12 protein-coding genes are annotated in these 21,366 nt (G+C 43.1%); 9 read left to right on the top strand and 3 right to left on the bottom strand.

The annotated features are described in order from the left end of the window. Positions 1 to 72: 72 nt before the first annotated feature. Positions 73 to 3,624 (bottom strand): BamA/TamA family outer membrane protein, encoded by a 3,552-nt coding sequence (locus tag FHS24_RS09740; protein ID WP_183620955.1) that lies wholly within the window; start codon positions 3,622 to 3,624, stop codon positions 73 to 75. A gap of 324 nt (positions 3,625 to 3,948) precedes the next feature. On the opposite strand from FHS24_RS09740, the gene FHS24_RS09745 reads away from it, so the two are divergent. The 7 genes from FHS24_RS09745 to FHS24_RS12640 all read left to right on the top strand — a co-directional run bounded on the left by FHS24_RS09745 (position 3,949) and on the right by FHS24_RS12640 (position 14,014). Next, positions 3,949 to 5,289 (top strand): MFS transporter, encoded by a 1,341-nt coding sequence (locus FHS24_RS09745; protein ID WP_183620956.1) that lies wholly within the window; start codon positions 3,949 to 3,951, stop codon positions 5,287 to 5,289. A 268-nt stretch (positions 5,290 to 5,557) separates the two neighbouring features. Further along, positions 5,558 to 6,196 (top strand): 2-polyprenyl-3-methyl-6-methoxy-1,4-benzoquinone monooxygenase, encoded by a 639-nt coding sequence (gene coq7 / locus FHS24_RS09750; protein ID WP_183620974.1) that lies wholly within the window; start codon positions 5,558 to 5,560, stop codon positions 6,194 to 6,196. Positions 6,197 to 6,452: 256 nt separating this feature from the next. Continuing rightward, positions 6,453 to 7,616: a tetratricopeptide repeat protein gene (locus FHS24_RS09755; RefSeq protein WP_183620957.1), complete on the top strand. Its 1,164-nt coding sequence runs from the start codon at positions 6,453 to 6,455 to the stop codon at positions 7,614 to 7,616. Between the two features lie 521 nt (positions 7,617 to 8,137). Then, a complete protein-coding gene (locus FHS24_RS09760; RefSeq protein WP_183620958.1) occupies positions 8,138 to 10,702 on the top strand; it encodes an esterase/lipase family protein in 2,565 nt (854 codons plus the stop codon). Between the two features lie 569 nt (positions 10,703 to 11,271). Further along, complete coding sequence (locus FHS24_RS09765; protein WP_183620959.1) at positions 11,272 to 12,777, top strand: cytochrome ubiquinol oxidase subunit I; 1,506 nt, start codon at positions 11,272 to 11,274, stop codon at positions 12,775 to 12,777. Next, the gene (cydB, locus tag FHS24_RS09770) at positions 12,777 to 13,793 is read left to right on the top strand and encodes a cytochrome d ubiquinol oxidase subunit II (protein ID WP_183620960.1); all 1,017 of its coding nucleotides are present in this window, start codon (positions 12,777 to 12,779) and stop codon (positions 13,791 to 13,793) included. The genes FHS24_RS09765 and cydB overlap by 1 nt, the downstream gene beginning before the upstream one ends. A 104-nt stretch (positions 13,794 to 13,897) precedes the next feature. Then, complete coding sequence (locus FHS24_RS12640; RefSeq protein ID WP_372829867.1) at positions 13,898 to 14,014, top strand: DUF2474 domain-containing protein; 117 nt, start codon at positions 13,898 to 13,900, stop codon at positions 14,012 to 14,014. 109 nt (positions 14,015 to 14,123) lie between these two features. Here the strand turns inward: FHS24_RS12640 and murU are convergent, their stop codons facing one another. Then, entirely contained in the window at positions 14,124 to 14,852 is a 729-nt protein-coding gene (gene murU, locus FHS24_RS09775) for an N-acetylmuramate alpha-1-phosphate uridylyltransferase MurU (RefSeq protein WP_183620961.1), read from the bottom strand. 106 nt (positions 14,853 to 14,958) lie between these two features. After that, positions 14,959 to 16,065, bottom strand: coding sequence for an aminoglycoside phosphotransferase family protein (locus FHS24_RS09780; RefSeq protein ID WP_183620962.1), 1,107 nt, complete (start codon positions 16,063 to 16,065; stop codon positions 14,959 to 14,961). A gap of 433 nt (positions 16,066 to 16,498) precedes the next feature. Here FHS24_RS09780 and FHS24_RS09785 point away from each other — a divergent pair, with 433 nt between their 5' ends. Both FHS24_RS09785 and FHS24_RS09790 read left to right on the top strand, forming a co-directional pair. After that, positions 16,499 to 19,597: an LPS-assembly protein LptD gene (locus FHS24_RS09785; RefSeq protein WP_183620963.1), complete on the top strand. Its 3,099-nt coding sequence runs from the start codon at positions 16,499 to 16,501 to the stop codon at positions 19,595 to 19,597. Between the two features lie 198 nt (positions 19,598 to 19,795). Continuing rightward, entirely contained in the window at positions 19,796 to 21,217 is a 1,422-nt protein-coding gene (locus tag FHS24_RS09790) for a peptidylprolyl isomerase (protein WP_183620964.1), read from the top strand. The last annotated feature ends 149 nt before the right edge of the window (positions 21,218 to 21,366 follow it).

The raw sequence follows: 21,366 nt of genomic DNA on the forward strand, positions 1-21,366 counted from the left end.
ATGCGCTAGAATAAAAAATAGAACTGTGCTTAACACTGTAATTAGGACTGTTTGCTGATTACTGCTTACTGTTTATAAAGGCGAACCAATAAACAGATGCAATCTCACCGGAATACTTTCTTCCGTCACACCAGCCGCCACATCGACACGTACCACGCCGACCGGTGACGCCCAGCGAATACCGACACCGACGCCAACTTTGGTGTCTGTCTCAAAATCTTTGTCATAAGCATTACCAACGTCAGTGAAAAATGCCCCGCGGAAACCCGGTCTAAACTCATAGTTGTATTCGGCGCTACCGACGGCAAGGATTTGTCCGCCAGTCAGGTAACCTTTATCAATCGGTGATAAGCTTTCGTAATCATAACCACGGATACTTTGATCGCCACCAGCAAAGAAGCGCAATTTATAAGGCACTTCATAAAAATCATCTGCCCAAATATAACCGGTATTTAAACTACCCAGCACTTGATGTTTATCATCAGCCCCAAAGCTATAAAGACCGCTCACACCAGCGCGTAGCATTGCCAAATCCGTATCACTGAGCGTGCTTTCCGTACCTGCTTCAAGCGAATAATACTGGCGGAAACCGCGAGTAGGATTGGCGGCATTATCGACATCTGTCTTGCTCATACCATAACCAAACAGCAATGCTTGCTGTCTGGGTTTAGAGGAGGTAAAGCGTACCGGAAGATTGTCTAACTCTGCCTCATCAATGCCCGTCTCTAGCTCATCTAAACGGTAGCGCACAGAGTAGCTACGATCCCAGCCGTTTTCACGGCGAATATTTCGTGCCAATCCTGCTTTTAAGGTTCTGGTAGACAAATCAAAGTTGCCTTCGCCTTGGTCGATGACCTCTTCTTCATAGGTCAAACGTGCATCCAACTTATCATTTAACGGATGCTTCCATGGTCGGCTGGCATAAAGGGCAACATTTTTTGTAATTCGGGAGACTTCGGCCTCTGCCCCTGCTTGATAACCTTTACGATTGAGCAGATTATAATCTATCTTAGCGGTTGCACGTACACCCGTGTCGGTACCATAACCAATACCAACTTGGGCATCGCGTGGTTTATTGGCAGAGACAAAGACGTATAGCGGTACTTTTTTATTTTCTAATACGTCTTGCGGTGTTTTACGTCCGGCAAGTGTCGGTGGGACAAAGTTCTCATCAGCAAGGATACTTTTTTCATCAGGGAATATTTTTTGCGCAATATTACTAATAGAGTCACTAATTTTACCCAAAATACTATCGGTTTCTTGGTCTTTTTCGTCCAGTACCCGATCGTTTGGCAGTCGGCTTAAACGTTCAGCTTTTTGTTTGATGGCTTGCAGTTTATCCAGTGTTTCTTCATCGGCTTTAAACTCAATAGCCGCGATGTCAGCTGAATTGACGATCTCACCACTATTGGCGTAGCGCTCACCCTCATTTTGGCTATTGATATCGCCATATTGCTCAGTATCACTGACATAAGAAACATTATCAATAGCGTCAGTACCATTATCAGCAATATTGGCATTAGGTGAATTATCAAACGCCAATGTACTGCTTTCAGTGCGTTCATCAGGTGGCAAAATCGACTCGACGTTGACAGTATTAAAGTAACGGGTCGCTGATAAATCATTACTAAACTTAGTCACTGCTGGACGATAAAAAGGGTCACCCGCTTTAAAACCAAGTAGCTGATGTAATAAAGACAATTCCACCGGCAGTTTTTCAGGGTCACGCGTCAACGTACCCGACTCTCGATCATAAGTAAAAAACACCACTTCATCAAATTCATAGCGCTCACCAGTATTGTAGACCAGCGACACATCGGCAGTATTGTCCGGCAAGATAATATCGACCGACTTGTTTAGCCAATATTGATCAAAGTAACCATAGGTATTACTGAGCGACTCAAGCGCCGCTTTACTGTCTTTATAAACGCGGTGATTAAAGATATCGCCTTCTTTTGGCGGTAAGTCTTTCTCAAGCTCGGCAAATTCTGTTTGCTCACTGCCTTCGCCGCGGATGTCGACAATACGGCTATCAACGCGTACTGGCTCACCCAATTTCTCAATGATTACATCGATAGTATCACTATTGGTCTGGCGCAAACGCAAAGTCACTTCATAGTAACCAACGGCTTTTGCGGCATCCAATGCGGTTTGGCGTAAACGCGGCAGTGCGGCGGTAAAATCAACCACAGACTGAACGGTAGTGTCATCGAGCGCAGCTTTGATATTCTTAAAGGGTTGAATATCATCGTCTGCTTTGGTTAGTTTTGGCTTAGCATTTCGGGTACTGTTTGCAGTATTGTCCTCAGTATTACTATTTAAATTGTCCGCCGAGGCTTGCTGCAAATAAATCGTCGTTTCGACGTGTGGTAACGCTATCGCGCCCTCATTAAAGAAGCGATTGTAAAGACGCTTAACGATATTGCCTTTTTTATTACGTGCCTTTGGTTTGGGTTTTGCCGCTTGCTCGATACTTTCCTTGACTGCATTAATATCATTTTCATAATCAGGTAAATAATCATCAGGATTAATGCTATCTGACTGCACGTTTTCTATATTAATAGCATCATTACTATCTTCTAAAGCATCATTCACTAAAATAGCGTTATCTACTTCTGAATCAGTATTGCCGCTACTGACAGAATCACTGACATTAATAGGACGTGACATTACATCGGCAGTCTCTGCCTGTTTAGCAGCCGTCTCACTTTTACCTAGGGTATCAAGATTGCTTGGTGTTGGCAGATTAGTCGCATCCAAGTCCACGTCCAGCCCAATCGGTGGCGTCGTATCATTTAACGTCGCCACTGGCGCATCAAATCCATCCAGTGTATTCAATTCATCAAAGTCGCTATCATTACGACGAATACCATCGATATTATTCACGCCATTGCTACTATTAAGACTGTCAATATCTTGAGCGTTTTGCCTATCCATCGCCTCCAGCTCACGATCGATTTCTTCAGGCGTCATCATTTGATAGCCTTGCTGCTGCACGCTATTGACTTGCTGCTCTAAGTTTTCATTGCTATCAAATGCTTGGTTGTTACCTAGACTATCTATGCTATTGCCAAGATTATTAGCAAAGTCATTAACACTATCGATATCATTATTTGATAACTGCGAATTATCAGCGTTATTTGCTTGGGTAGTGGCGTTTTTGTTAGGGTTTTTCTTAGCGTCAGTTTCTGATTTTTTTGCATTAGGCTTTTTGATACCTAAGTTTTGCTCGCTATAATCATCCAATACCGATTGATCGATAATACCTTGTTCAACGGCCTTTTTTAGACGCAAAGCATCCAAAGCGATATCAAGCTGACTATCTTCATACGCATCATTCTCAATGTTTCTAATAACTTGGCTACTGCTTGGGTTATTGGCAGTAGTAGTGTTTAAGTCGGTAGCGGCAAAGGCGGCAGGCGCCATACCAACACTCACGCCAAAACCAACCAAACTGGTGGCTAACGCACTAAAAAGCGCCGTCCGCGTAAAATAAACGCGCGGATTATCGTTACGATTCATGTGACTCGGATGAGCAAGCTTAACGGAGTGCTGCGGCAGGTCTGACGTATCACGCGGCATGACCGATAAGTGGCGCGCTAGAGTTGAAGGCTGATGTTTCATATTTAGTTCCTATCACCTCACGCGGCACAAGGTTACGGTCGATAGCAATCGCCCCGTTTTACCGGTGAATAAACGTAGAGCAGTTAACTGAGATTATGGGTTTGGTCGGCTAAAATTTACAAATCATAACTTAGTTAATTATCAAATCATAGCATCGGGCGCATGTATTTTTACCAAACCCTTGCTATTATACGGCTTAACATTGATAAAACCTATGCTATATTTCGATAAGTTTTTGATACTGTTGATAATTGTCCATATATCAATCAATACATTTTACATTGTTCTCACTATACTAGCTGCGACCCATCTGTAGGAATTTTCATGGCCAATCAGTTTCAATTATTTAAGCGCCGCCGTTTTAGCGCCATGTTCTTCACCCAGTTTTTGGGCGCGTTCAATGACAATATCTTTAAGCAAGCGCTGATACTGGTGCTGACTTATACCGCTGCCAGCCAGCTAGGCATGGAAGTCAGTATTTTAAATAACTTAGCGGCGATGCTGTTTATTTTGCCGTACTTTTTATTTTCGGCATTAGCAGGTCAAATCGCCGATAAGTTTGAAAAATCAAAACTGACGCGATTAATCAAATTGCTTGAAATATCTATCATGATTATTGCCGCCGTCGGCTTTGTCTTTGAATGGTATGCGCTATTATTTGTGGCGCTCTTCTTGATGGGGACACAATCGACGTTTTTTGGTCCGATTAAATATGCCTATTTACCGCAAGCGATGAAAGAAGATGAGCTAGTCGGTGCCAATGGTCTGTTCCAAATGGGTACCTCGCTTGCCATCTTGCTCGGTATGATTATCGCTGGGGTATTGACCCAGATAACGCAGCCGCTATTTTGGATTAGTGTCACTGTACTAATCGTAGCTGCGATAGGTTATTTTGCCGCCCGTTTTATTCCAACCATGCCAGCCATGCAGCCTGACCTTAAGATTAACTGGAATATCATTACCACCAGCATGGCGACGGTGCGTTATTTATACTCGCTGCCTTTTTTATTCTTTGTCATTCTTGGCAATAGCTGGTTTTGGTTTTATGGTGCTACGTTTTTAACCCAAACACCTGAATTCAGCAAAGTCATTTTACATGGCGACGAATCAGTGGTTATATTCCTACTGACGCTATTTTCAGTCGGCGTCTCGATTGGTTCTCTGCTTTGTAAATCCTTGACCAAAAACCAAGTCAGTCTGCGCTTATTGCCGTTTGGTATCGCCGGCCTCAGCATCTTTGCCATTGATTTATATTTTTCTTTATCAGGGCTCAATATCAACGTTAATACCGAAGCGTTACTCGGTATCAGTGATTTATGGGGTATGAGTGGTAGCTGGCGCGTATTTGCCGACTTGTTCTTTTTAGGCTTTAGTGGCGGTTTATATATCGTGCCTTTATATGCCTCTATGCAGGCTTATGCGCCAAAAAGCCATCGTGCACGCATCGTCGGTGCCAATAATATCTTCAATGCAATCTTTATGGTCAGCTCGGCGATATTTTCGATTGTGGTATTAAATGCGTTAGGTATGACCCTACCGCAACTGTTCTTAGTTACTGGCGTATTGAATCTTGTTTTTGGGGTGTTTTTATACCTCAAGCTTAATAAACATATCAAGCATGCAGTCATTCAAACTCATGATGACGAACGTAATCGACAAGATTAAAGATATTGGCAATATGAACCAACAGCCCTGCTGGTAGATACTACAAGTAAATCGTTAAGCTAGTAATGCTGATAATTTTGCTGCTTACATTCTATATTGTTTGTTATAGTTGTTTGCTATAGTAAGGCTCATGAGCAAATCACGCAGCTTATAAGCAATGCTTGCGATACACTCAAACGTGCTGTTGTAAGAGAAATTCAGATAGCTAAAACCTGTTAATCGTAAATGTATTTATAATAAACAAAGCCATCAGGAGTGAACCATGGCCCTGCGTCCCTTATCAAAAATTGACCAGTTATTACTTGGGGTGGACAAGGCATTACGAGCGGTCGTACCGCATTCAAACCCTAGCACCCGTCCCCTGCCCGTAAGTAGTGATGAGATTCCTGAGCTCAGTATCACTGAGGCGCGTCATGTCGCAGGCTTGATGCGTATTAACCATACTGGCGAAGTATGTGCACAAGGGCTTTATCACGGGCAAGCGTTTGCAGCAAAGGACGACAACGTCAAGCAAGCCATGCAACAGTCCGCTGAAGAAGAAGTCGATCATCTGGTATGGTGCGAAGTACGTTTGGATGAGCTTGGCAGCCACCCTAGTATTTTTACGCCCTTATGGTATGGCATGTCTTTCGGGCTTGGCGCGGTAGCAGGTGCTATCTCTAACGAGTTTAGCTTGGGCTTTGTCGCAGAAACTGAAGCGCAAGTCAGTGAGCATTTGCAAGACCATATTGGGCAATTACCACCACAAGATACACGCTCAAGAGAAATACTGGCGCAAATGGATATTGAAGAATTGCACCATCGTGAGCTGGCATTGGCCAATGGCGGTGCGGCATTGTCACCACCGGTACGTCATACCATGCGCTGGATGGCCAATCGTATGAAAGCCACCGCTTATCATCTATAACCGTTTATCATCTATACTAAGCAATATGACATAGCCACTATTATATTAGGATAAGTCTTTGCGATAACAGCTAGTGATAATGGGTCATTATTCACTTTTAACAATCCTACTACTGTTAGCACTCAGATTAATTTGCTAGGGTATGAAAAATTTGTACGATTTTACGGAATGCTAAGACATAACGACGAATCAATGGATTCATAACTAACGATTTAGTAAACAAAATGATTATTAAATAAATAAGGTAACTATTTTTATGAAAGCAATTAACCACCCTACTATCCCCCACAAAGCGCCGAAGTTTGCGACTTTAACTGCATTAGCTGCTGCCTGCACCATGATGCTATCTGCCCCTGTTTATGCAGCAGAGGCAGATACCGCAGCTGCTGCTTCTAGCACTTCAGTGCCTAGCGCAATCGATTCTACTAAACGTGTGATTCGTTTAGCCAAGCCTAATACTGCTGTCAGCACAGCTCAAACTGACGCGCAAGCGAATGCGGCTATTCCACAAAACAACATCCAGCAGAATACCATTCAACCAAATAACGTGGCACAACCAACGAATGCTCCAGCAAACAATGCCCAACAGGCTAACGCCCAACCAAACCGTGCGCCTTTAAATACTACTAACATGGGTCAGCCACCAGCCGTACCAGCGCCAAACGCCCCTGAATTGACAGGCACCACACGTGTTTATGAACGTGGACCAATGACTGCAACGGGTATTGATTTACGTGGTGGTCAGTTGCCAAACATTCCAGCTCCGCAAGTAAATATCTCAGATATCAGCTTTGTGCCAACCGTGCTAATACCGCAGCAGCAAGGGCTTGGTACCGATAAGCTGGACGTCAGCTTACTCGATGACTTTATTAAGGGCGTGTCGCCAAATGCGCGTCATTATCCGCCAAACTTCCCTAACCGCACCCAACGTCACAACGCCCGTGAAAAAATCAAAGTCATGACTGAATGGATTGAGCCGTATGCCAAAGCGTCAAACGCCTCATATGACGTCTTGATTCGTGCTGCCAAGCTTAATGGCATGGGACGTAACTTAGACTTAGGCTCAGAATATACAGTGCGCGGTGGACAATATGTCGATCGTGCGATTAAACTGAAACCTAATAGTGGTGAAGCCAATTTCATCTATGGCATGATGCTCTCAGAAGGCGGCGGTTTTAAAGAAGGTCAAAAATATCTCGATCAAGCAGTCAGCCTAGGCTATACCGAAGCCGAGCAAAGCTTAGCGCAATCTGACGTATTAAGCGATCGCCGTGATAAAGCATTAGAGCGTCTGCGCCGTTTAGCACAACAAGTACCTGACAATGCGGTTATTCGCCAACAAATCAAACTTATCGAAGATGGTAAGTTCTATATTTGGGATATTCCTGCACCAGACGTAAATGTCAAACCAAGTACCTAATTTGTAGATTATCAAATAGTTGAGTGTTAATTAATTGAACATCAATACTTAGATATCAACAAAAGTAACATTCATTATTTATTGTTAAAAATCGCGCTCAAATCCTTCTCACCAATAATTTGAGCGCAACTCTAGCGTCTTTGTTTTATATTGTTTTTATGACGATATAGAATGAAGACGCTTTTTTTCGTCTAACATAAAAACTAAGTTGACCGTTCGTCGCTTAATTACTGAGTTATTTATTTACTAAGCAAGCACCTTGCACCGAACTAACCATTCTCATGCTTTACAATATGCTCTTTCCTTTTTCAAAAACTGCAACAAAAATTTAATTTCAAGCGCTTTCATTTGAGCCCCACAATGCGGCATTAAAAACTAATAATATTTTGCGATATTTGAATTTAAGCCATCAAATACGATAGTCGCAGCATAAAAGTTACGCTACACTCATGCTATCTATGAATGAGTGACTTATCATTTATTCATGATGCATTCCTGACTATTATTCATTGGAATTATCTATGATTTTCGCTGACCCCGCCAATGCGGCACTGACGCCAACTCTTAAAAACAAAAAACCTATCGCTCTCTTGGCGGTGGTTGCAGCAATAGCGATACTGCCAGCTTGTAGCGCTGTTTCTGTTAATAAACAGGCGTCGGCCAAGACCATTTCTGCTCAGCGCGGCAATATCGTCACCGATAAAAAACTCAGTAGCGATACGGCCTCGGCCTTATTGTCAGCAGGGCTCAATGAGCAAGCTTGTATGCAGCAGTTTGATCTGTGCTTAACTCAGCTTACGGACAGCATGCTCAATGAGCACTACCGTCCAGCCTTGGCAGTTTTTGCCGAATTGCATTATGCAAAAGCACGCCAGCTTGCCGCTTCCAAAGACTGCCGCAATGCCCTTGCCCGCCCGCCGCTAGACCCTTATTATGCCAACGCCCCTTTAAGCGATACTGATACCAAGGCAGAGAAAAAAAGAACCGATAGCTGCGTGGTGGGTTATCAAGGCAGGCTTTTTGATGCCATCAAATCCAGTTATACCTATTTATTTTATGACAGCTTAGAACATGATTTTGAAGGCGCGGATAAAGAGAAAGCTCGGTCGCAGGCGAAAAGCCGTATCCCAAGTGATGTGGATATCCAAACCCAAGATATTTATAACGCCGCCAGTAACGATGTTATCACCCAGCTCTATCAGTCGGCTGACAGCAGCAATAAAATGATGGGCAATGCCAAAATAGAGTACTTACCCACAACAGCAAGTAGTCGTAATAGCAGCGAGCAAGCCGCGATTGCCAATCGTACGGCCGTCGATGGTCAGCCAACCGATCAAATCAAAGTCATGAAAATGCAAATAGACGATTACAATCTCAATGTCTATTTGCCCAATGAAAATAACTACCTAAAAAATGCCAATCAGCAAACGTCTGCGCTGGCAGATTTGGTCTCGACCTACGAGCTGCGACTCTCTGGACTCAACTCCATCAGTAAGCGTCCCGGTTTGGGCATCAGCTTGGTCGCCTCACTAGATGATCGCTATACCACCACTATTCGCCAACTGTTGGTTTCCTCGTTATCGGGTAGGCTCAATCAAGAGTCGAGTCCTCAAAAAGCTAGCCATCAAAATGCAACTGACAGCGCAAAGGATAATTTAGCAAAGGGCAGCTTAGCAAAGGCAAGTGTAGACAGTGATGATGCCGGTACACGCATTTATCCGACTGGACATTTGCTGATGACTGGTTTGATTAAGCCTGTTGGTGATAGTGTGCTCGGTACTCTTAGTAGCAAGCAGCTCGATATTCATTTATATAACCCGTACCGCAGCGAGAGCGCCAATATCTTGGGAGATGACTATCCGCTTGCCGCCAACTTCTCGGCAGGGTATGGCTTATGGCTGGCAGAAAACCAGCTCGATGGTGTCGGTTATTTGAACCTAATTACCCGCCAAAAAGAAGCCAGCTTACCAAAACTCTTTATGTTAGAGCCTTATGACCCTGATAAGCGAGTCATCATTATGCTTCATGGCTTGGCATCAAGCCCAGCAACGTGGGTGAACTTAACCAACGACATTTTTAATGATGATAAATTGCGTAATAATTACCAAGTTTGGCAAATTTTTTATCCAACCAACTTGCCTATACTAGAAAATCGTTACCAAATTCAAAAGCTCATCAATGCAACTTACGAGCAAACAGACCCTAAAGGGCAAAATACTGCCAGTAAAAACAGCGTCATTATCAGCCACAGCATGGGCGGAATCATTGCGCGTATGATGCTATCTGATGAGAATTTGGTCGATGACTTAGACAGACTTGATGAGCAAAATATATTGTCAGTGAGTGAGAAGGGCAAAATACGTGATGCGCTGAAAGAATCATTTGGCCAACAAGAGCTACGAGAGCGTTTCGAGCTTAAGGCTTTACCGCAAGTCGATACAGCAGTATTTTTATCGTCGCCTTTTCGTGGTACCGATTATGCTGACCGTTGGTTTACCCGTGCGCTACGCCGCATTGTTTACTTACCAGTCGGTTTGGTGAAAACGGTCACCGATAACTTAGCAACGCTTGCAATTCAAGGCGACTTGGCACAAAACCCACTCGGTGCGCTATATCTACAAAATGGCGCCAGTCAATTAAGCGATAAATCTTCTTTTATTCAATTAACCAAAGACATCAGTATCAATAAGCGCATCACTTATCATTCAATTATTGCCAATAACGATGCCGATATCACCAAAGGTCTGGCAGAAATGCAACCTGCTGGAGTCAAGCTCGATTTATCGCATGAGATAGTAGAGGATGACGCCAATTTAAGCAAAACTATCGATGCTGATAATACCAATGAATTAGTATCTAATGAAGATAAATTGCCAAGTAAGCCGCTTGTTGCCGCAGTGACGGTCGATGGTGAGATTGGGCAAGCCTTAACAGAGCGGCTATCAGACGGTATTGTACCTTATACCAGTGCGCACCTTGAAGGAGCGGCATCAGAGACCGTGATTAATGGTGGTCATAGTATTCAAGAAAACCCACAAACTATTTTGACCTTACGCCGTATCTTGCATCAACAATTACAGCAGTAATGCTAAGTTTTTGGTGATGATTTTTGCCAAACCATCATCCCGTTTGTCATACCCTTTACAAGCCCATTATTAACAGATGTTTTTTTGTATGACTATTTTGTATCTATTGATAACAATACTTAAACAATGACTGTTATTTAAAAATTATTTCGCTAACATTGTAAGTGGTTTATGACCGACAGGTGTGTGATAACACTATTGTGCAACTTGCGCGTACGAATAGGCAGGCGCATAATACTTAAACATGCACTATCAGCAAGACCGTCATTTGATGAATATTTAATAATTTGTAAGGATATGAATTATTTACTTTAGCTAAATAGTAACTATATAGTAATTATCAAGATATAGCAGTGATTACTGCTTAGATTACTGACTAATAGGTGCTAAATCATAGCCGTTATTAATGCTATGTTAGCCAAAGGTTTTGTCTTAACCACATTTACCGCTAAATAACATTAGCCATTGCCCGTAATAATTAGCGCCCTGATTGATGGCGGTTACGGACAGTTACTTGAGCGTATCATGGAAGCCAGCGCTATTCAGCTAACAGATAAGGGTAACCGTTTATGTTCGCTACATTTATGATTGATCAACTGGATGCGTTGATGCTTGCGCGTATTCAATTCGCCTTCGTGATCTCATGGCATATTGTTTTTCCCGCTTTTTCTATTGGGCTTGCCAGCTGGCTGACGGTGCTTGAGTATCGTTGGCTGAAAACTGGTGAACCTATTTATGCAGAAGTTTATAAACATTGGGTAAAAATATTTGCCGTGGTGTTCGGCATGGGTGTGGTTTCGGGCGTGGTAATGTCCTATCAGTTCGGTACCAACTGGGCGGTATTTTCAGATAGAGCCGGTAACGTCATCGGCCCCCTGCTCGCTTATGAAGTATTGACAGCGTTTTTCTTAGAAGCCTCATTCCTCGGCATTATGCTATTTGGTTGGGGACGGGTAAGTAAGCGTATGCACCTTGCCTCAACCGCTATCGTCGCCATCGGTACGATGATATCAGGATTTTGGATTTTGGCTGCCAACAGCTTCATGCAAACGCCGCAAGGCTTTATGATGGGCGCTGATGGACTTCTATATCCAACCAATTGGCTTGAGATTATCTTTAATCCCTCCTTCCCTTACCGCTATGCGCATATGATGACGGCAGCATTTTTGACCACTGCCTTTGTGATTGGTGGTATTGGTGCTTATTATCTGCAGTCCAAAAAACATGCTGAACATCGCCAGCACGGTCGCGTCATGCTAGGTATGGCGATGATTATGGCCATCTTTGTTGCACCAGCGCAAGTGTTGATCGGTGATATGCATGGTCTTAATACCCTTGAGCATCAACCGGCAAAAGTCGCAGCAATGGAAGGTCTCTGGGAGAATGAGCGCGGTGCGCCACTCGTGTTATTTGGTATTCCAGATCAAGAGGCGGAAAAAAACCACTACGAAATTAAAATCCCTTATGTGTCAGGTCTAATCTTGACACATTCGTTAGATGGCGAAGTCAAAGGACTTAAAAACTGGGCACCAGAAGACCGTCCATATGTCCCTATCGTGTTTTGGTCATTCCGAGTAATGGTTGGTATTGGTACATTGATGGTATTTGTAGGACTGTTTAGTCTCTATAAATACTTCAAAAAACAACAGTTCAATCCTGAAAGTAAATGGTTCCACCGTGCTTGGATGGTGATGACGCCTCTTGGTTTTATCGCCCTACTTGCTGGCTGGTTTGTCACCGAAACGGGCCGTCAGCCATGGACGGTATATGGGGTCATTCGTACTGCTGAAAGTATGTCACCGGTTGCAGCGCAGCAAGTTGCGACAACCTTGATTGGCTTTATCGTGCTATATGCCTTTGTCTTTGGCGCGGGCAGTTTTTATATTCTACGTCTCATTGCACAAGGACCGAAACCTTACGAAGATCCATCAGACGATCATTTCTATGATCACTCTGTCACTGAAGCCCAAGGTCGCACCCTGAGCGGTGATAAGCATGCCGCTGATAAAACCAAAGGGCGTGAAGAAGACTTGGATAAACCTGCTGACGACGTCGATGATGGAGGGTTACGCTAATGTTTAACTATGGTGATGTATTAGATTTGCCCTTAATTTGGGGCGGCTTAATTGCTCTCTCTGTCTTTATTTATGTCTTGCTTGATGGTTTTGATTTGGGCTGCGGCATTCTGTTTCCGTTTGCTGGCTCCGATAAAAACCGTAGCCGCATGATGAACTCTATCGCCCCTTTTTGGGATGGCAATGAGACTTGGCTGGTGCTCGGTGGTGGTGGTTTATTCGCCGCCTTCCCTGTCGCTTATGGCATCATTATGACCGGTCTCTATTTGCCCGTCATCTTTATGTTATTTGGTTTGATTATGCGCGGTGTGGCATTTGAGTTCCGCTTTAAAGCCACCTCGCACCGATACGTCTGGGATAGCTTCTTTTTTATCGGCTCTGTCGTAGCGACTTTTACCCAAGGTATTATGCTTGGGGCGTTGGTGCAAGGTTTAGAGGCAAGTAATCGTCTATACACGGGTGGTCCTTTTGATTGGTTTTCACCGTTTTCCATCATGTGTGGCTTTGCCCTGCTAATTGGTTATGCTTTATTAGGTTCTACGTGGCTAATTATCAAAACCGAACATAGCTTACAAGTATGGGCACGTAAAGTATCAGGCTGGCTACTTTCTGCTTTAGTTGTAGCGATGATTGCGGTCACGGTATTTATGTATTTCTCAGATATTGATGCACTTGAAGGCTGGTTTAGTTTCCCAGGTTTGCTGTATCTTGCTCCTATGCCCATTATCGTTGTGCTGTTATTTTTCTTGATGCGTAAAGATTTGACCGGCGAACGTGAATATCGTCCGTTTTTATTGACTGTCGCACTATTTTTGATGGGTTATATCGGGGTCTGTTTCGCTATATTCCCGTATATTGTACCGTATCAGATGACCATTTATGAAGCGGCGGCTGCGGATACGTCTCTATCCTTTATGCTCATCGGTGCTGGTATTATGCTGCCAATCATTTTGAGCTACACCGCTTTTGCTTATTATACCTTTAAGGGCAAAACTGACCATGAGCATATGTATTAAGGCAAAACAGCGCTCGCTATTATCTATTGCACATAGTCGATAATAGCTGGGCTTGCCCCAATAAACTTAAGAATACGTTATTGGGAGATTACGGAGAAATAGTTATGAAAAAGCTCAGTAAAAAACAGTCACAATGGGCATGGTTTATTGGCTTATATGTGGCAGGATTTTTGGTTATTTTTACGATTGCACAGTTAATTAAACTGGCAATGGGTGTTTAAAACTTATCCTTTTACCTACCTTCCTATATGCATAAAAAAGCAGCGCTGAATATCATAATATTCAGCGCTGCTTTTTTATTTGTTTTAATTTTAACTGTGGTAAAACAGTTTATGCGCCGCGATGGCTATCGACACCGTGACTTTCGATAAATTCATTAACTTGCGTTAGACGCTCGGGCGTACCAACATCTATCCAATTGTCTTTAATTACTTCAGCGGTAATTTGGAACTTTAGCATCGCCTGTTTTAGCAGTGGCGCAAGTGGCGCTGCCTGCCCTGATACTAAGCCAGCGACCAGTCTAGGCGAGATGACACTAATACCAGCAAAGGTATATTTATCGGCATCAGCAATAGGCTGCGCACTCGCAAGGCCATTATTGATAGCGAAATCTCCACCATTATTATGCTCAGGATTGTCAATCAACAATAAATGAGCCAATTGGTCAGTCCCCAACGTATAGTCCTGCAATTGAGCAAAATCATAGGTCGTCCAAACATCAGAATTGACTAAGATAAAGGACGCATCTTGCAACTTGCCTGTTTGTAGCGCGTTAAAAATCCCGCCAGCCGTTTCAAGCGGCTCATCATCTTCAACCGACCAATGCAGCTTGACGCCATATTGGCCACCATCGCCCAATGTCTGCATCAGCTTGTCCGCAAGCCATGATGCATTGATAGTAATATCAGTAATGCCAGCAGCTTGTAGCGCTTTGATATGCCAGACAATCAGTGGTTGCCCGCCGACTTCAACCAAAGGTTTTGGTGTCTCAAGTGTTAGCGGACGCAGGCGCGTACCCTTGCCAGCCGCCAAAATCATTGCTTGCGTTATTACAGACATACGCGCTCCTTGTTATTGGCTGTATTGCTGCCTATTTCTAATTATTGACTTTTAAACACTATAAAGGCGGTTGATGTTTTAAACACTTTTACTTTATTAATGCTATTTAGATATACTGTTGCACAAATTTATTTTGATAAGCAGGCAAGATAACCTCTCGCAACCATTCATTAAACGGGCCGACTGCCTGCTTCATATCGGGATTGCCGTATTCTGCAAGCCATTCTAGCTCAAAAATCAAGTCACGCATGACTTTTGGAATATCGGCTAAATAGCGACTTTTGCCATCACGTTCGAATAAGCGGATAAAAATACCCAGCACTTTTAAATGCCGTTGTACGCCCATGACATTCACGTCATTTTCAAACTGGGCCGCATTATCAGCAGTTTCAAGCCCTGCCTGTTTTTGTAATTGCCAACAATCCTGCACCCAGCTCGTGATTTGGCTCTCTGGCCACTCTACATAGGCATCTCTTATTAACGATACCAAATCATAGGTATACGAGCCTACTACCGCATCTTGGAAATCAATGACGCCTAAGCGCGTATGATCTGCTTGGTCTTGCATAAGGTTACGACTGTGATAATCACGATGCACAACGACCTGCGGCTGTGACAAAATCTCAGTTATTAAGGCAGACTTAAGATTTTCCCATAGCGTCTGTTCAAGCTCCACGCCAATATAAGGGATAAACCACTCGTTAAACAAATCCATCTCACGGGTTAAAAGTGCCGTATCATAATCTGGTAATTGGTGCTCCGTTTTTGCGGTCGTAACGGGCACCGCTTGCAAGTCAACCAAAGTACGCATCGCCAATTGATAATAATCGTTAATCTGCACAGGCGGCGCATCTACTAACAGATGAGCAAACTCTACTGCCCCAAAGTCTTGTAATACCAAAAAGCCTTTTGACACGTCTTGAGCAACCAGCGTCGGTACATTGATTGCCGGTGACATCAGCTTTGCCACATTAATAAACTGTTGCAACGCCTCTTGTTCATCAGCCGAATCCATGACAATATAGCGCGCCGTTTCTACATCATTATCCAAGAGCTGAATACGATGATATTGGCGTGCGCTGGCGTCACCGGGCAAACTATCAAGGATGAATGGTTGATTGGCGAATACTTCTTGCAGCCATTGTTCTAATTGCTGCTGGCGAGTAGCGGGTACACTAGGTTCTAACACGGTTTTATCGGTCATAAAAAACATCGCAGGTTAAATATTAGTCGTAAATGACTAAAGTAGTGATAAGTGGGGCAAATAGTTGTTAAAATAGGGAGCGCTTGGCTTAGCCTAACAGCGGCTTTAAGCAGATTAATTTCGGCTGTAAGAAAGCTAATTAATGCATCGAGCCATATTATATTACTCAGTATAGATCTAGTCTGTATATAAGCTACTATCTGAGCTGTCTATTAACAATAGCTCGCTCAGTTATATTTAGCTATATTATAAATTTTGGTAAATAGTGTAGCTGATTTGGTTTTTTTTGACTATGATTAGTCGTCATTATATGTAAAACGTTCTGATTTTCGAGATTATCGTATGAATTACTGGTTTATTAGCCGCTAAATACCGCTAAAATACCCCTAGTAATCCAATGATCGCAATTCAATAGGCTCTACAATCATACATAGGTGTGCCCTTGTTATATTCTCCGCTTTACCAAAGCATCCGTTTGATTTTATTTGGCGCCTTAGGCTTATCTAGCTTGACCGTCAATGCGGCTATTAACAATACTGATGCGCAGATGACGGAGCCGTTAGCCGTTGACAGTGCGAGCGCTTATACCTCGAAGGTCGCTATTGACGCCAATAACAACATCAATCGTACCGTTAGTCAAGACATCAGTTATCAAAGCGATTATAAGCAAAACACGGGCTATAACGATATCAATGGATTAAATGAAAATATAGCCGCTAATATTAATAGTACAGGAGTGAATAATCCGGTAGCTATTAATCCTATATTTAACAATGATACTACTTTAGATAATGACAATTATAATGACAGTATAGATATCACAGAAATTAGTAACAGTAATGATAGTAATAATGCCAATGGTAATAATCAAAATAACACTGTTGCATCACTAAATAATAACAGCATAGCTGAGACTAAAGTTAACGACAGTGATGAGAGTATCCAAGAAAGCCTCAGACGCTTGGCAGAATTTTATGAATTAACGCCTGAAACTGACCCTGCAACGTTAAACAATAATAGCAATGATAATGTAATAGATAACAACCAAAATGATATTCAGAACACCTTTGCCGCGCAAACCATTCCAGCAGTAGGCAACGATTTAAAGCTACTACCAAATAACATCGACAGCGCCCAACGCTGCGAAGGTCAATGGGTCTATCCCAAGAAGAATCCCAATTACCAACGAGCAGTTAATGAAACAGGTGCAAGTAACGGTCAGCCAGCACCCAATCTAAATGGTATCCCTAATAATCAAGCGCCATTGTTTGCAGAGTCGGATTATGGTTACTACGACAATGTCGATTATGCCGAGCTATCAGGTAATGTGATTGTTAACCAAGGCAGCCAGCATATCGAAGCGGACAAGATTATTTTAGACTTAACCAATGGCGTCGCAGCGGCACAAGGTAAAGTGATGTTTACCGATCAAGCCAACGCTAATGGCAATCGACCTGCTGTTTCCGCACAAGCTAGTAATGTTCTAAACAACAATACCAAAAACAATAAGACCAGCCTTACTGATAAAGCTTCAAAAGGCGGTCTCATCGGGATTGCCGATAGCTTAAACTATAATACTGAGACCGGACAATCAACGGCCAAAGACGTGGCTTTTGCTAGTGTAGAACTACAAGCACACGGCTATGCCAAACGCTTAAATCGACCGAATGAGACACAATACGAGCTTGATGAGGTAATGTTCAGTACTTGTCCGCCCACCAACCGTAAATGGCAGTTTGATGCCAAAAGTATCGATTTAGATACCGAAACTGGTCGCGGCGAAGCTTATAATACAACCTTCCGTATCGCTGATGTACCAGTCTTCTATTTGCCTTATTTTAACTTTCCTATAGACAATCGACGCAGTAGTGGATTTTTACTGCCTAATGCTAGTATCAGTAGTGAAAGCGGCCTTGAAGTTGATGTACCTTACTACTTTAATTTAGCGCCGAACTATGATGCGACCCTTAATACTCGCGTTTATACCAATCGTAACCCGATGCTCTCAGGTGAATTTCGTTATTTGACTGAAGAATATGGCGAAGGTATTTTTAATGGCTCATATCTGCCCAATGATAAAGAGTATGACGGCGAAGATCGCAGCAGTTTGTTTTATGATCATTATTGGGCATCTAAAAGCATTCCTCGCTTAAGTGGCGATGCAAAATATAGTTATGTATCCGATGCCGATTATCTGAACGACTTTGATACCTTAGGTTTATCAGACAATACCTTAAACCTACCACGTCGTGCGCGGGTTAATTATTATAATGATTATGTCAATGGTGAACTGAAAGTTGAAACTTTTCAGACACTAGATGCCATCACTAATAATGGGCAGGTATTACAAGATAAAGATAAGCCTTACTCGCGCTTGCCGCAGCTCAAGCTTGATTATCGTTTACCGTGGGCAAAAAGCTTTGATATCACGGGCGTTAGTGACACCGCTTATTTTAAAAAGTCTATCGATGATGGCTCTGAAAATGAGAAAAGCGGCACGCGTATTTATAATAAACTCAGCGCCGTTTACCCCATGGAAAGATCTTGGGGTTATATCAAACCTAAGCTCAGCTTACAGCATCTATATACGTCTTATGATGAAGACAGTTTAGTAGATAACGATCTAAATAAAGACGATGGTAGCCAGTCAGTATTGGTACCACAAGCTAGCATTGACGCCGGTTTGCATTTTTATCAAGCTGGCTCACCTTTTGGTGCTTTTGATGATACCTTGGGCGGTTACCGCTTATTAAGTCCGCGCTTAAAGTATACTTACTCGCCTTATCAAGATCAAAACGATATTCCCAACTTTAATACCCGTGTTGCCTCTATCAATTATGAGCAGCTTTTTTCGGACAGCTGGTTTTTAGGTCATGACCGTTTGCAAGATTTGCATGCCTTTACCCCCGGTATTAACTATCGTTACATCGATGCAACGGGTGTGACACGTTTTGATGGTAGCATTGCAGAGCAGTTTTATATCGATGATGGACGCGTAACCCTTGATCAAGATAAACCCATCCTGACGTCATCGTCTTCAGGTATGGTATGGGATACCAGTACTCAGCCTTATAATAACGTCTGGTTTGATGTGAGTGGTGCTCTTACTAATAGCTATGATTTAAACTATATCACCACCGAGCTGCGTTATCAGCCGTCTAACAACAGCTTATTTAATGTCGGTTTTGTGAAGCGTATGCGTGATGAAAACACTGACCAATTACCTTTGTCAGCATTTACTGCTTCAGCCGTGTTCCCTATTAATAATAACTGGCGTGTATTGGCGCAAGGTCAGTATGATTATAATCGTGATAAAATGCTTGATTCGTTAATTGGTGTTGATTATGAGGATTGCTGTTTTGGTTTTGCCGTTTACGGTCGTCGTTACTATAACGACTTAAATATCAAAGACAAACCGACGCAAGCGATTATGGCAGAAATCAGACTCAACGGCCTTGGTAGCGGCAGCAGTCGTTTAACGCGCTTACTTTCTGACAAAGTGTTAGGATTTGAGCCTGTCCAAAGCGCATGGAAGGATTAATTAAGCATCGTCTATACGATTATATTAACGTATGATTGATGGCATTATTTATAGACTGTTATTTGTGATATAACATTCTACAACATTGTTTTTACCCTATTTATTATAGACAACCTTAGCCGCTACTTGAATATTACGAGTATCGTCAATAGGCTTAACCGATTACCATCCGATGCAATGACATTGATGAGGAGCATCATGAGATTTTTTTCTTTACGTCAAACTAGCCGAGCTGTATTGCTTTCTATGACTATGACTGGCGCTATTGCCCTAAGTTTTAGCGCACAAGCAGCCACCGTTAAGCCTGCAAAAGCACAAACCTCCCAAGAAGCAGCCCAAGCAAATGCCGCAGCTGGACAAAATAGCGTGAACCGTTTGACGCCTGCCAATAGCACAGACGGTATCATTGCGTTGGTCAATGAAAATGCTATCTTAAAGAGTGATTTAATCGCTGCTATGGCTCAGACTCAAGCACGTGCTCAAGCGGCTGGTGAACCGATTGCCAATTCGGCACAGCTACAGTCTGAAGTGTTAAACGCCCTTATCTTGCGCGAATTACAGCTGTCTTTGGTCAAACGTGTTGGCTTGAATCCTGATGAAGCCGCGGTTAATCAACGCTTGGCTCAAATTGCCCAAGCCGAAGGACTTAATAGCATTGGTGCGTTGCAGCAACGATTAGATGCTGCAAAACCGGGTAGTTATGCCATCCTACGTGCGCAATTGATTGAAGATGCTGCTATCCAAGCCTTGCAGCAACGCCAAATCTCTAGCCGTGTACGTATCAGTGAACAAGATATCGATGCATTTTTGGCATCTCCTGAAGCTAAGCGCTTAAGTCAAAGTGAATATCAAACCGTTCACGTTCGTATCCCGTATATGGATGACTATAGCCGCTTGTCAGAAGCTCAGCGTAATGAGGCTCTAAAAGTCGCGCAACGCCTACGTACACGTCTGCAAGCACCAAATGTTGATGTAACGGAAGCTATCGCAGCAAGCCAAGGCAGCTATCCTATTCAGTTGCAAGGTGGTGATATGGGCTTTCATAAAGCGGCAGCTTTACCGACTGAACTGGCAAGCGAAATCACCAAGCTTGAAGTGGGTGCTGTAAGTGCGCCATTAGTCACGCCTGAAGGCATTGATATCATTAAGCTGGCTGATAAAAAATCCAGTGATACCATGCTAGTACCGCAATGGAATACCCGCCATATCTTGGTCAAAGTCGATGAGCTGCAAACGGATGCCCTTGCTGAACAAAAAATCAATGATCTCTATGCCCAATTACGTAATGGCGCTGACTTTGCTAGCCTAGCCTCGACTTATTCAGATGATCCTGGCTCAGCAGGACGCGGTGGCGATTTGGATTGGGTTGGTGAAGAGCAAATGATTGGTCCGTTTGAAGCGATGATGAAGAATACTGCGGTCGGCGATTATTCTGCACCATTCAAAACGCAATTTGGCTGGCATATATTAAAAGTCGAAGGTAAGCGTGAACAAGATGTCAGCGATGAGTATCGTCGTAATATGGCGCGCCAAGCTCTATATCAGCGTCTTGCCCCACAAGCCAAAGAAGACTGGCTACAAGAGCTACGTGCCGGCGCTTACATTCAGGTACTTGGTTAGTTAGTAATAAGTTAACCAATTAGTAGCTAAAAGAGTTTATAAAAAAGGGTATATGTGAACTGAACCCCATAAGTTGGACACAACTTATGGGGTATTTTTATGCGTTACGATCTAGACTTTAAAATGCAAGTTATCGCATACTATCGGCA

Origin of the sequence: Psychrobacter luti (assembly GCF_014192115.1) — a bacterium.
GTDB classification, from domain to species: domain Bacteria; phylum Pseudomonadota; class Gammaproteobacteria; order Pseudomonadales; family Moraxellaceae; genus Psychrobacter; species Psychrobacter luti.